Genomic DNA, 12,468 nt, shown 5'->3' with positions numbered 1-12,468 from the left:
GAACCGCCATGTCCATCACGCTCGGCCTCGATATCGGCACCACCTCCACCATCGGCATCTTGATCGAGTTGCCGAACCGCGTGCTCGGGCTCACCTCACGGCCTTCGACGCTTCATTCACCGCAGCATGGCTGGGCCGAGGAAGACCCGGCGGAATGGTGGGCGAATGTCTGTGAGGTTACCAGGGAACTGCTTGCAACGAGTGGCATTGAGGCCGGACAAATCTCGGCCGTTGGCGTGACGGGCATGCTGCCGGCCGTCGTGCTGCTTGACGACGCCTGCCAAGTGCTGAGGCCCAGCATCCAGCAGAGCGACGGGCGTTGCGGCGAAGAAGTCGAGGAACTTAAGGGAGAGTGGGATGAGACGGATTTTCTCCGCCGGGCGGGAAACGGCATCAACCAGCAGCTGGTGACGGCAAAACTGCGCTGGATCGCCCGGCACGAGCCGACGGTCTTCGAGCGCATTGCCACCGTTATGGGGTCCTATGATTTCATCAACTGGAAGCTGACCGGCGTGCAGGCAATCGAACAGAACTGGGCGCTGGAAGCGGGCTTCGTCGACATTAATACCGGCAATCTCGACGACGAACTCATCGGGCTTGCCAGAATTCTGCGGGAGGCCATTCCTGGGAAGGCGGTATCGCATGAGGTGCTTGGCCATGTGACCGACGAAGCCGCCAAGGCGACGGGGCTTGCAGTTGGAACGCCTGTCATCGGCGGGGCAGCCGACATGATCGCGTCGGCTTTCGGCGCGGGGATCAATAAGGCCGGCGACGTGCTGCTGAAATTCGGGGGTGCAGTGGATATTCTGACGGCGACCGATGTCGTGCGGCCCGATCCCCGTATGTTTCTCGATTATCATCTGGTTCCAGGGCTCTATATGCCGAACGGCTGCATGTCGACCGGCGGCTCGGGGCTCAACTGGTTTATCGGCACCTTCGCCAAATACGAGGAGATCGCGGCAAAGGCGGAGGGAATATCCGTGCACCGCTATCTCGACCGGTTGGCCGCGCAATGCGCGCCCGGCGCGGACGGGCTGACAATCCTGCCTTACTTCCTCGGCGAGAAGACACCGATTCACGACGCCGGCGCGCGCGGACTGATCGAGGGACTGACGCTGTCGCATCATATCGGCCATCTCTGGCGGGCGATGCTGGAAGCCTATGCCTATGCGCTGCGTCATCATATCGACGTCCTGAACGACATCGGTCACCCGACGACACGGTTCATCGTCTCCGACGGCGGATCGCAGAGCCGGATCTGGATGCAGATCGTTTCCGATGTGCTGCAGCAGCCGCTACAAGGTCTCACCGGCCATCCCGGCTCCTGCCTCGGCGTCGCCTGGGCAGCGGCGATCGGCGCCGGACTGACCGAGGACTGGTCCGGTGTAACCGCCTTTGTCAGCCAGGGTGAAAGTATCGTGCCCAATCCCGACAATGCGGCGGTTTATAACGAGGGCTATCGGACCTATCGTGCGCTTTACAGACCATAGACTCAGCGGAATTCGAGCGCGATGACAAGGATAGACCGGGATCCGACGATGCAGGCAACTGGACGTGGCGGCATGGTGACGAGTCCGCATGCGCTGGCGAGCGAGGCGGGCGCGGCAATCCTGCGGGCCGGCGGCAACGCGCTGGAAGCTGCGATCGCCATCGGCAGCACGATCGCTGTCGTCTATCCGCATTTCTGCGGGCTTGGCGGCGATTCCGTCTGGATTGTTGCCGATCGCAGCGGGCGGAAGACATGTTTTCTCGGCATCGGCCAGGCGGCGCGGAAATTGCCGGATTTCGACGGACACATTCCGCTGCGCGGACCGCTTTCGGCGTTGACCTCGGCCTGCGCGGTTGATGCGTGGCGGCACGCGCATGACTATTCCGCGCGGCACTGGGGCGGTAAGATCGACTTTCCTGTCTTGCTTGCTGATGCGATCCGCCACGCGGGAAAGGGGTTTTCCATCACGCGCTCGCAGAGCTTCTGGCTTGCCATCCGGCGGGCGGAAGCGGCCGGCTGGCCGGGTTTTGCCGCGCTTTTCATGGCGGATGGCGCGGCGCCGAAAACAGGCAGCCTGTTCCAGCAGGCGAATTTGGCGCGGTCGCTTTCGCTGATTGCCCGCGATGGGCCACGTTCATTCTACGAGGGCGAACTGGCCGCAAAGATCGCGGCAGGGCTGCAGGCTGTGGGCTCTCCACTGACCAGTGACGATCTTGCGGCGACCCGAACGCGCGAGGTCGCGCCCATCAGTCTTTCCTATCGGGGATTTGAGCTGCTTGCGCCGCCGCCGCCGACACAGGGGCTCACGACACTGGCGATCATGGGGATTCTCGCCCATTTTGACATTGCCGCCCATAAGGCCGGCAGCGCAGACCATCTGCATCTCTGCGTCGAAGCTGTCAAACGCGCTTTTCTCGATCGCCACAGCATTGCCGATCCCGATGTCGCACCACAGCCGGTAGAGGAATGGCTAAGCACGCAGCACCTTGCGCAGGCGGCGGCCTCTATCGATCCCGTGCGAGCGCTTGAATGGCCGGCGCCCTTTCGCAGCAGCGACACCGTGTTCTTCGCCGTAACGGATGCCGTGGGCGGCAGCGTCAGCGTCTTGCAAAGCACTTATTTCGACTGGGGCAGCGGCGTGGTTGTCGGCGATACGGGTATTCTCTGGCAGAACCGCGGGGCGGCCTTTTCGCCCGATCCCAAGCATGTCAATGGCATCGCCCCCGGCAAGCGTCCTTTCTACACGTTGAACCCCGGCCTCGGCCTGCGCAACAGCAGGCCGGCCCTGCTTTATGGCACCCAAGGCGCCGACGGCCAGCCGCAGACACTGGCGATGCTGCTGACCCGGCTGATCGACTTTGACGAGGAACCGGCAGCAGCGCTGGCCGGTCCGCGCTTTCTTCTCGGCAAGACATTTTCCGATAGCCGCGACAGCCTGAAGCTGGAAAGCGACGTGGGTGAAACAGTGCTTGCGGAACTGGCCGCTCGAGGCCACGTCCTATCTCCGATCGAAGCGCGGAGCCCGCTCGCGGGACAGGCTGGCGTGATTGCCATCGATGAGAGCGGAATGGCGACCGGCGCGCATGATCCACGTGGCGAGGGCTTGGCGATCGGAATCTCTCCCGTCGCCGACCGAAGCCGGCTCCAGTGTGAGTGAGCGCTGCAAGACGTGTGTCGCGATGGCGATGCCGGCGACGATCAACGGGGATTGATTTCAGGCCAGACGCTCCAGGCGGCTGCGAACCAGCCAACTTCGCGGGCGGAAAGTCACGGCTTTTGTCACAATGCTGACTGGCAGGCGGTGAAGTGACGGGCAACAGCCTCGGCGTGAGCATCGAAGCGCCGGCACAGGGCGATGTTGTGGGGCGTCGAGGCCGGCAGGCCGCGCGGGAGCCACAACTCGACGCGCGCGGCTAGGCTGCGCCATGGGTGCAACCCCTGCAGTGTTACCTCCACCGTGTTGCGTCGCCGGCGGTGCAGCCGCGGGGTGGTGAGGAATTGGCAAAGGTGTTTACGAGCCTGGCGCAGCCCAGCTGCTGTTCGGCCAGGCATGGAATTGTTGAGCGCGATGCCAATCTCATCATCGGGGCTGTCGGTGGAGGTAACAGCGATACCAGCGGAAGCCGGTCAGAACGACGGCCGCAATCGTTTCCGTGAGCAGCCGGCAAACCAGCTTTTTCACGATATTCGTTTAAATACAAACTTCGCGGTCTCACAAGTCGAAGCTGTCAGGCCTACCGCCGAGGACTTTGCAAAAGAAACCCCAACGCCATATCCTCGCCTTGACGATGCCCCTTCGCCAAGGTCATTCAGGCGCTAAGGTATAGCAGAGCAAGGACGGGGATCCTTATGATGGGACAAGATACAACTCACTTCCAGGAGCGGATGACGATTGTCGGTGATCTCAAGGCTGCTTCCTTTGTCCCCTGGATCCGGCGCCATGCCGCCAAGCTTGGCCTCTCGCACACCATATCTCATACGAGTTCCATGCGGATCGAACTTGAGGTTGCTGGGCCGGAGGAGCTGATCGACATGATGGAGATGGGATGCTCTCTCGGGCCTATCGACGTATGGGTCGAGAGGATAGATCGCACGGCGATCAGCGGCGAAAGGACCTAGTACCGGGCTGTGGCGCATTTCCCTCGTGCATATTATTTACTCAATGTTGCCAATGCGAAATAATTATGCAAACCTGATAAGGTTGAGCGGAATTGCCTCGAAGCCGAGGGGGAGCGTGCTCGGCAAGCATATGATTTTGTTTGGGAACTCTAGTCATGCCATCCGCTACGACCGGCTTTTGGACGCCAGTCGCCCTTTCCCGGGATTTGCCGGCCGGAACCGTCATACCGGCACGGACGGCAGCCGGATCGATTGCCCTTTGGCGCAGCGCTTCGGGGCGCATATCGGCATCGGCGGATCGCTGTCCGCATCGTGGCATGCGCTTGTCTCACGGCTTCGTGCGCGGCGAGACGCTTTCCTGCATCTATCACGGTTGGAGCTACGGCCAGGCCGGAAACTGTCTCCGCATTCCGGCCCATCCGGGGCTGACGCCACCGGAAACCATCCGCGTCGCCACCCATGACGTCGAGGAAACAGACAGCGTGATCTGGGTGGCCGTGGGTACGCCCGCTTCGAAGCCGCCGAAGCTTGATGGCTTCACTCCCTTGCGTTCGCTGACGGCGTTCGCCGGCATCGCGGCGATCGAGGCGGCGGCCGGTGCGAAGGCGAACCCTGACGGTCTTGTCGAGATCGAAGCATCCACCGGGACCGTCTGTCTGTTATTATCCGCTTGGGAAGACGGACAGACGCTGATCCATGTGCTGCTGAAGGCCGACACCGACCCCGCGGCGGGCATCGATGCTTCACGGGCGGCCGAGAGCTTGCGCCGCCAGGCTGAAGGTCTTCAGAGGGAGATCGCGCAATGACCATGCAGGCGATGATCGACGAATGGTATCCAGTCGGGCTTTTCAGCCAGCTCGACAGCGACGGCCGCACGACGGCGCTGATGGGCGAGCCGATCGAAGTGACGCGCGATGCCGATGGCAATGCGAAGGTGACGGGCGGTGACGGCCGTGTTCTGCCGGTGCGCGTGCGTTACGGTCACGTCTGGTCCTCCCTCGGCGAGCCGAAGAAGGAACTTTTCCCCATTCCCGAGGCCGATCAGCCCGGTCGCCGCTTCGTCGATGTCGGCGTGGTGCGGGTGCGCTGCTCGCCCCTGCGCGCCGTCGAGAACTTTCTCGACATCGCCCATTTCCCCTTCGTCCACACCGACATTCTCGGCGCAGAGCCGCACACCGAGGTCCAGAACTACAAGGTCGAGATCCGCGAGGAAGAAGACGAGGTCTGGGCAACGCAGGTGAAGTTTTACCAGCCGCAGGCCGCCAAGTCGGCAAGCGGCGGGATCACCACGGAATACATGTACCGCGTGCCGGCGCCCACCTGCTCCGTGCTTTACAAGACCTGCCCGCCGCGTCCGAGCGAATGGGATGTCATCACGCTCTTCGTGCAGCCGCTGGCTGAGGACCTCTGCGACGTCTGGCCATGGATGGCGCTTTTCGACGACGAGACCGCGATGACCGATCTCATCCATTTCCAGCAGACGATCTTTCTGCAGGACCGGTCGATCCTCGAAAACCAGATCCCGCGGCTGTTGCCGCTCGACCCGGGCATGGAAATCCCGACGCGTGCCGATCTGACATCGATCGCCTATAGGCGCTGGCTGAAGCGCCACAATTATACCTACGGCGCACAGCTGGTGGCGCAATGAAGCTCTACGACTACATTCTCTCGCCCAGTTGCTACAAGGTGCGTCTGATGGCGGCGCTGACCGGCGTGAAGCTTGATTTGCGGCCGGTGGATTTCCATCCCGGCGCCGAGCATCGCGGCCCCGAGCTGCTTGCACTCAACCCCGCAGGCTCCATTCCGATCATGGAAGATGGCGATCTGATCCTGACGGAATCGTCGGCGATCCTCGTCTATCTCGCCGCCAAGGCAGGACCCGAGTGGCTCGGCAGCGGTAAGGCCGAGGAAGCGGCGCGGGTGCAGCAATGGCTGTCCTTCTCCGGCCGGCTGACGGCAAGCCTCGGGGCAGCGCGACTCCATGAGATGCTGCTGCGGCCGGGCGATATCGGCGCGCTGCAGGCCCAGGGCATCGCCGCCCTTCGCGAGCTTGAAGCCGGGCTTGTCGAGCAGGGCCTTCGCGGTATGCGTTTCCTCGCCGCCGACCGGCCGACAATTGCCGACATCGCCTGCTTTCCCTATGTGGCGCTGGCTCCCGATGGCGGCGTCACGCTGGATGCTTATCCTGCCATCCGGCTCTGGTCCCGGGCACTCCGCGCCCTCGACAGGTTTATCGAGATGCCGGGTATTCACCGGCTGCACGAGTTGAAGCCCGAACCTCAAATCGAACCGGGCGAGGCGTGAGATGGCTGGATATCTCCTGAAGAACTGCGCAGCCGTGATTGTCGACGAGGGCAAGGGACCGGTCGTTCATCGCAATGTCGATCTTCTGACCAGCGGTCCGGCGATCCTGGCGATCGGCGAAAATCTGGAGGCGGACGCGCTCCCTGCCGGCACGACCGTTGAGGATGCTGCCGGCTGGTTTGTCTATCCGGGCCTCGTCAACACCCATCATCACTTCTTTCAGTGCTTCGTGCGCAACCGCGCCGATCTCGACTGGACGAAGCTTTCGGTCATCGAGTGGTTGGACCGCATCTACCCGATCTTTTCGCAGCTCAACGAGGAATGTTTTTACCACTCCTCCGTCACGGCGATGGCCGAGATGATCAAGCATGGCTGCACCACAGCCTTTGACCACCAGTACAATTTCCCCCGGCACGCCGGAAAGCGGTTGATCGACCGCCAGTTCGAAGCAGCCGAGCTGCTCGGCATGCGTTTCCACGCCGGTCGCGGCGGCAACACCCTGCCGAAGTCGGAAGGCTCGACCATTCCCGACGAGATGCTGGAAACGACCGACGAATTCATCGCCGACTGCGCCCGCCTGATCGAGACCTACCACGATACCGGCCCCTTCAGCATGCGCCAGGTCGTGGTCGCGCCCTGCCAGCCGGTCAATTGCTACCGCGAGACCTTCGTGGAATCGGTGGCATTGGCGCGCGATCGCGGCGTCATGATGCATACCCATGTCGGGGAAGGCGAGAGCCCGGTCATTCAGGCTCGCCACGGCATGCGCACGGTCGACTATCTGGAAGAACTCGGCTTTGCCGGGCCCGACGCCTTCTATGCCCATTGCTGGGAACTGACCCACGACGAACTCAGGAAGATGGCGGCCAGCGGCACCGGTGTGGCGCACTGCCCGGAACCGGTCTATCTGGTCGGCGCGGAGGTTACCGACATTCCCGCCATGGCCGCCTTCGGCCTGCGCATCGGCCTCGGCTGCGATGGTGCTGCCTCCAACGACAATTCCAACCTGATGCATTGCCTGCATTCCGCCTATATGCTGCAGTGCCTCGTCGCCTCCGGCCGTGCCCATCCCGTGCCGCCACCGGTCGATTTCCTCGGCTACGGCACGTCAGGGGGTGCCAGCCTGCTCGGCCGGCGTGATATCGGTCGGCTGGCGCCCGGCATGGCCGCTGACCTGTTTGCGATCGACACCCGCCGCATGGATTATGTCGGCACGCGGCACGATCCGCTGAGCCTGATTGCCCGCGTCGGCATCGGCATGGCGACCGATATGACCATGATCAATGGCCGCATCGTCTGGCAGAAGGGCGAATTCCCCGGTCTCGACGAGGCCAAGCTGTCAGCCGATGCCGAGGCCGCACTATCCGCCGTGGAATTTTAAAAAACCAAAAGAGGGAACTGAGAACATGACCAAACTGACCCGCAGAAACCTGATGACGGCCGCTGCCGCCACCGGCCTTGCCGGCGTGCTCGGCAGCCGTCTTGCTTTGGCCGCCGACGAACCGCTCGGCATCACGCTCGTCGTCCCGTCGCCGATCGGCGACGTCGGCTGGGGGCATGCACTTGCCGCCGGTCTCGAGCCGATCAAGGCCGCTTACGGCGACAAGGTGAAGGTCACCGTGCTCGAGAATATCGCGGAAGGTCCGGACGCCGACCGCATCATGAACAAGACCGTCGCCGACGGAAACAAGTTCCTGGTTGCCGGCTCTTTCGGTTATCAGAACGGCGCCCTGCAGATCGCCCGCCGCGATCCGAGCGTCACGGTCCTGCATGCTTCCGGCTTCCAGGTTGCTCCGAACTTTTCGCCGTTCGCCGCCAAATATTTCCAGGGCACCTATCTGCTCGGCATGGCTGCCGCAGCGCTTTCCAAGACCGGCAAGCTCGGCTCCGTGTCGGCCTTCGCCATTCCCGAACTCATCACTTCGATCAACGCCTTCACCCTCGGCGCCCAGGCCGTCAAGCCCGATATCGAGGTCTCGGTGGTGTGGGTCAATTCCTGGTTCGACCCGGCCAAGGAACAGGAAGCTGCCAAAGCCCTGATCGCGCAGAAGTGCGACGTGATCTTCTCCAACGCCCAGGACACGCCGTCCGTCATCTCGGCCTGCGAGGAAGCCGGCGTCTACGCCTTCAACCTCAACTCCTCGATGAAGAAATACGCACCGAAAACCTATCTCGGATGCATCTCGACGGACTGGTCGCCGTTCTTCAAGGCATCGGTCGACGCCCACCTTGCCGGTACGTTCAAGGGCGCCAATGCGTTCCTCGGCGTCGCCGACAAGGTCGTCGAAGTGGTCGATTGGAATCCGGATGTTCCGGCTGACGTGATGACCAAGATCAAGGAGATCGAGGCAAAGATCGCCGACGGCAGCTTCTCGCCCTTCACCGGCCCGATCACCAAGGCCGATGGCAGCGAAGGTGTCGCATCCGGCGCAACTATGGCCGACCCCGAGATCATCGCCATGAACTGGCACGTCAAGGGCGTGTCCACGCCGTTGCCGAAATAAGTCATGACGACCCCGCTCCTGTCGCTGCGCGGCATTTCGAAGAGCTACGGCCAGATCCACGCCAATCAGGCAATCGATCTGGACGTGGCTCCGCAATCGATCCACGCGATCCTCGGAGAAAACGGAGCGGGAAAATCGACGCTGATGAAGCTGATCTACGGCGTCGAGCAACCGGACGATGGCGACGTCATCTGGAAAGGAAAACCCTTGCGCCTTGCCTCCCCTGCCGAGGCAAGGCGCCACGGCATCGGCATGGTCTTCCAGCATTTCTCGCTGTTCGAGACCCTGACCGTCCTGGAGAATATTCGGCTGGTCGTGCCGGGCCGCAAGGCTGAGCTCAAGGAACGCATTCGGACGCTTGGACGGGAATTCGGTCTTGAGGTCGACCCGCTCGCCCATGTGCATGCGCTGTCGGTCGGCGAGCGGCAACGGGTGGAGATCATCCGAAGCCTGATGACCAACCCGAAGCTGCTGATCCTCGACGAGCCCACCTCCGTCCTGCCGCCGCAATTGGTGGAGAAGCTCTTCGACACGCTGCGCCGGCTGCGCGACGGCGGCGTTTCCATCCTGTTGATCTCCCACAAGCTGGAGGAAATCCGGGCGATCTGCGATCGGGCGACGATCCTGCGTGGCGGACGGGTGACCGGGGATATCGACCCGCGCGAACATGATGCCCATGACCTTGCCCGTATGATGATCGGCCGCGACATGCCCGCCCCTATCTCGGCGCTGCCGCTGTCCGGTGGGGAAATACGGCTGGAGATCATCGGTTTGGACTATCAGCCCGACGATCCCTTTGCCGTGCCGCTCTCCGGCATCAGCCTTGCGGTGCGTGCCGGCGAAATCCTCGGGATCGCCGGTATTTCGGGCAACGGCCAAAGCGAGCTTGCCGCATTGATTTCAGGTGAGACGATACTGGGGCGCGACCAACGCGACCGAATCTTCATGGTGGGAATGGACGTCGGCAGGCTCGATGCCGCCGCACGGCGGAGGCTCGGATTTGCCTTCGTTCCGGAAGACCGGCTCGGACGCGGCGCCGTACCTGAAATGTCGCTCGCCCTCAACAGCCTGCTGACCGCCCATCCGCTCAAGCTCTTGCGGCACGGTCTTGTCGACAGGGCGCGGGCGATGGCGTTCACCAAGGATTGCATCCGTCAGTATGATGTGCGCACGCCAGGCCCGGATGCGGAAGCCGGCACCCTGTCCGGCGGCAATCTGCAGAAGTTCATCGTTGGCCGGGAAATCATGCTGTCTCCCCAATTGCTTTTCGTGGCGCAGCCGACCTGGGGCGTCGATATCGGCGCTGCATCCGCCATCCGCAGCCGTCTGGTCGCATTGCGCAATCAGGGCATGGCGATCCTCGTCATTTCCGAGGAGCTGGAAGAACTGTTCGAGCTCTGCGATTCCATCCAGGTGCTGCATCACGGCCGGCTCAGCCCGCCGCTCGCAACGCGGGACACGAAGCCCGAGGAGATCGGCCGATACATGATCGGGGCTCAAGCCTCGGCCGAGAAAGTCCAGAGATGAGTGCTTGGTCCCCTGCTTTCGTTCCCACCCTGGTCCGCCGGGAGCGCGCCTCGCTTGCTGCGACCTTGCTGGCGCCCGTCATAGCACTTGTCATAGCAATCGCGCTCAATCTCGGCCTTTACATCTTGATGGGCCGTGACCCTGTCGCGGTCGTTTATGCGATGCTTTTCGAGCCTTTCCTCTCCTGGGCGTCATTTTCGGAAGTGCTTTTAAAGGCAGGCCCGCTCCTTCTGATCGCACAGGGACTGGCGATCGGCTTTCGTGCCAAGGTCTTCAACATCGGCGCCGAAGGCCAGTTCATTCTCGGTGCGATCTTCGCGTCTGCCATTCCGGTCTGGTTTCCCCAGGCAACGGGCCAGTGGATCTGGCCGGCGATGCTGCTGCTCGGCGCCATCGGCGGCGCACTTTGGGCTTCTCTCACCGCCTTCTGGCGCGTGCGCCTCAACGCCAACGAGATCCTCGTTTCACTGATGCTGAGCCTCGTTGCGGCGCAACTGCTGAACTATCTGCTGCTCGGCCCCTGGAAGGATCCGAACGGCTTCAACTTCCCCCAGTCGGTGATGTTCCAGTATGATGCGATGGTGCCAACGCTGATTTCCGGGACCCGCCTCAACGTCTCATTCCTCATCACGCTCGCCTTGTCGGTTGCGGCCTGGGTTTTCATGCAGAGGAGCTTCATCGGCTACAAGCTGCAGGTCGGTGGGCTGGCGCCGCGGGCTGCCGGCTATGCCGGCTTCAAGGAAGGTTGGGCGATCTGGCTTTCGCTGCTGATCGGGGGTTTTGCAGCTGGTCTTGCCGGTGCCGCCGAAGTCGCAGGCCCGCTCGGCCAGTTGCAGCGTTCGGTCGCGAGCGGCTATGGTTATGCGGCCATCATCGTCGCCTATCTCGGCGGCCTGCATCCGATTGGCATCGTGGTCTCGGCGCTGGTCATGGCGGTCATCTATATCGGTGGCGACAATGCCATGGTCTCGGCCAACCTGCCGATCGCCGCCGTCCGTGTCTTCCAGGGTAGCCTGCTGCTCGCCTACCTCATCGCCGTCGCCTTCGTGCGCTATCGCCTTGAATGGCGACGCGCCGTCCATCGGAGCCCGTCATGAACGCCATCGAGTTCATCCTTGCCGGCATGCTTGCGGCTGCGACACCGTTTCTTCTCGCAGCCCTCGGCGAACTGGTGGCCGAGCGCGCCGGCGTTCTCAACCTCGGGGTCGAGGGATTGATGGCCTTCGGTGCCGTGCTCGCCTTCATTGTCGTCTATCAGGGCGGCGGACATCTCCTGGGCTTCGTCGTCGCGGGGTTCGGCAGCGCCGTCCTTTCCCTGCTTTTTGCCTTCGTCACGCTGGGATTCCGGGCAAACCAGGTGGCAGCCGGTCTTGCCATCGGCATTCTCGGCCAGGGCCTCTCCGCGCTTTTCGGCAAGACTTATGAAAGCCTCACCGTCAGGGGACTTCCCAAGCTTGCCCTTCCCGGGCTTTCGGAATTGCCGGTTGTTGGCGGCCTTTTCGTCCAGGACATCGTCGTGTGGATTTCGCTCGCCGCGACCCTCGCTCTCTGGGCCATATTTGCCTACACCAAGCTTGGCCTCATCGTCCGCGCCGTTGGCGAGAACCCGAAGGCCGCTCACGCGATCGGTTATTCGGTAATGTCAGTCCGCGTTCTCGCTATCGCCTTCGGCGGTGCGATGGCCGGCTTCGCCGGTGCCTATGCGTCGGTGGTCTATACCCCACTCTGGGCCGACGGGATGATCGCCGGGCGCGGCTGGATCGCCATCGCCCTCGTCGTTTTCGGGACTTGGCTCACCGGCCGGATCTTCCTCGGGGCCTGCCTGTTCGGGGCGGTCTCGCTGATGGGGCTTGCAGCCCAGGCAACCGGACTGGACGTTCCCTCGCAATTGCTCTCGAGCCTGCCATATCTCGTCACGATCATCGTGCTCGGCATCATCTCCGCTGACCGTCGTCTGCTGAAACTGAACGGCGTCGCTTCACTCGGCGAACCATTCGAGCGATAGGGGTGCGGAAGGCGGGTTTC

General features: G+C 62.7%; 11 protein-coding genes. All 11 read left to right on the top strand.

Annotated elements, in window-relative coordinates; genetic code table 11:
- Positions 1–8 precede the first annotated feature (8 nt).
- The 11 genes from BS629_RS00810 to BS629_RS00755 all read left to right on the top strand — a co-directional run bounded on the left by BS629_RS00810 (position 9) and on the right by BS629_RS00755 (position 12,448).
- On the top strand, positions 9–1,490 hold the full coding sequence (locus BS629_RS00810) for an FGGY-family carbohydrate kinase (protein ID WP_026188800.1): 1,482 nt from the start codon (positions 9–11) through the stop codon (positions 1,488–1,490).
- A 72-nt stretch (positions 1,491–1,562) separates the two neighbouring features.
- Entirely contained in the window at positions 1,563–3,146 is a 1,584-nt protein-coding gene (locus tag BS629_RS00805) for a gamma-glutamyltransferase family protein (protein ID WP_018246779.1), read from the top strand.
- Between the two features lie 695 nt (positions 3,147–3,841).
- Entirely contained in the window at positions 3,842–4,108 is a 267-nt protein-coding gene (locus BS629_RS00795; protein ID WP_026188801.1) for an acylphosphatase, read from the top strand.
- A 155-nt stretch (positions 4,109–4,263) separates the two neighbouring features.
- On the top strand, positions 4,264–4,914 hold the full coding sequence (locus BS629_RS00790; RefSeq protein ID WP_018246781.1) for a Rieske 2Fe-2S domain-containing protein: 651 nt from the start codon (positions 4,264–4,266) through the stop codon (positions 4,912–4,914).
- Positions 4,911–5,756 (top strand): aromatic ring-hydroxylating oxygenase subunit alpha, encoded by an 846-nt coding sequence (locus BS629_RS00785; RefSeq protein ID WP_018246782.1) that lies wholly within the window; start codon positions 4,911–4,913, stop codon positions 5,754–5,756. Before BS629_RS00790 ends, BS629_RS00785 begins: the two co-directional genes overlap by 4 nt.
- Positions 5,753–6,412 (top strand): glutathione S-transferase family protein, encoded by a 660-nt coding sequence (locus tag BS629_RS00780; RefSeq protein ID WP_018246783.1) that lies wholly within the window; start codon positions 5,753–5,755, stop codon positions 6,410–6,412. The genes BS629_RS00785 and BS629_RS00780 overlap by 4 nt, the downstream gene beginning before the upstream one ends.
- A 1-nt stretch (position 6,413) precedes the next feature.
- Positions 6,414–7,793 carry an amidohydrolase gene (locus BS629_RS00775; protein WP_018246784.1) on the top strand — a complete coding sequence of 460 codons (1,380 nt, stop codon included), beginning with the start codon at positions 6,414–6,416 and terminating at the stop codon, positions 7,791–7,793.
- A gap of 25 nt (positions 7,794–7,818) precedes the next feature.
- Positions 7,819–8,916, top strand: a complete 1,098-nt coding sequence (locus BS629_RS00770; RefSeq protein WP_018246785.1) for a BMP family ABC transporter substrate-binding protein — start codon at positions 7,819–7,821, stop codon at positions 8,914–8,916.
- Between the two features lie 3 nt (positions 8,917–8,919).
- Positions 8,920–10,443, top strand: a complete 1,524-nt coding sequence (locus BS629_RS00765; protein WP_018246786.1) for an ABC transporter ATP-binding protein — start codon at positions 8,920–8,922, stop codon at positions 10,441–10,443.
- Positions 10,440–11,540 carry an ABC transporter permease gene (locus BS629_RS00760; RefSeq protein ID WP_018246787.1) on the top strand — a complete coding sequence of 367 codons (1,101 nt, stop codon included), beginning with the start codon at positions 10,440–10,442 and terminating at the stop codon, positions 11,538–11,540. Before BS629_RS00765 ends, BS629_RS00760 begins: the two co-directional genes overlap by 4 nt.
- A complete protein-coding gene (locus BS629_RS00755; RefSeq protein WP_018246788.1) occupies positions 11,537–12,448 on the top strand; it encodes an ABC transporter permease in 912 nt (303 codons plus the stop codon). Before BS629_RS00760 ends, BS629_RS00755 begins: the two co-directional genes overlap by 4 nt.
- Positions 12,449–12,468 lie beyond the last annotated feature (20 nt).

The organism is Rhizobium leguminosarum bv. viciae USDA 2370, assembly GCF_002008365.1.
Taxonomy (GTDB): Bacteria; Pseudomonadota; Alphaproteobacteria; order Rhizobiales; family Rhizobiaceae; genus Rhizobium; species Rhizobium leguminosarum.
Note: the sequence above shows the minus strand (reverse complement) of the source record. Positions and strands in the feature narration are given on the sequence as shown.

Bases quoted from the DNA above. Each gene is read 5' to 3' on its own strand.
- BS629_RS00775 (WP_018246784.1), top strand. From the start codon at position 6,414: ATGGCTGGATATCTCCTGAAGAACTGCGCAGCCGTGATTGTCGACGAG.
- BS629_RS00795 (WP_026188801.1), top strand. From the start codon at position 3,842: ATGGGACAAGATACAACTCACTTCCAGGAGCGGATGACGATTGTCGGT.
- BS629_RS00780 (WP_018246783.1), top strand. From the start codon at position 5,753: ATGAAGCTCTACGACTACATTCTCTCGCCCAGTTGCTACAAGGTGCGT.
- BS629_RS00765 (WP_018246786.1), top strand. From the start codon at position 8,920: ATGACGACCCCGCTCCTGTCGCTGCGCGGCATTTCGAAGAGCTACGGC.
- BS629_RS00805 (WP_018246779.1), top strand. From the start codon at position 1,563: ATGGTGACGAGTCCGCATGCGCTGGCGAGCGAGGCGGGCGCGGCAATC.
- BS629_RS00810 (WP_026188800.1), top strand. From the start codon at position 9: ATGTCCATCACGCTCGGCCTCGATATCGGCACCACCTCCACCATCGGC.
- BS629_RS00770 (WP_018246785.1), top strand. From the start codon at position 7,819: ATGACCAAACTGACCCGCAGAAACCTGATGACGGCCGCTGCCGCCACC.
- BS629_RS00790 (WP_018246781.1), top strand. From the start codon at position 4,264: ATGCCATCCGCTACGACCGGCTTTTGGACGCCAGTCGCCCTTTCCCGG.
- BS629_RS00760 (WP_018246787.1), top strand. From the start codon at position 10,440: ATGAGTGCTTGGTCCCCTGCTTTCGTTCCCACCCTGGTCCGCCGGGAG.
- BS629_RS00755 (WP_018246788.1), top strand. From the start codon at position 11,537: ATGAACGCCATCGAGTTCATCCTTGCCGGCATGCTTGCGGCTGCGACA.
- BS629_RS00785 (WP_018246782.1), top strand. From the start codon at position 4,911: ATGACCATGCAGGCGATGATCGACGAATGGTATCCAGTCGGGCTTTTC.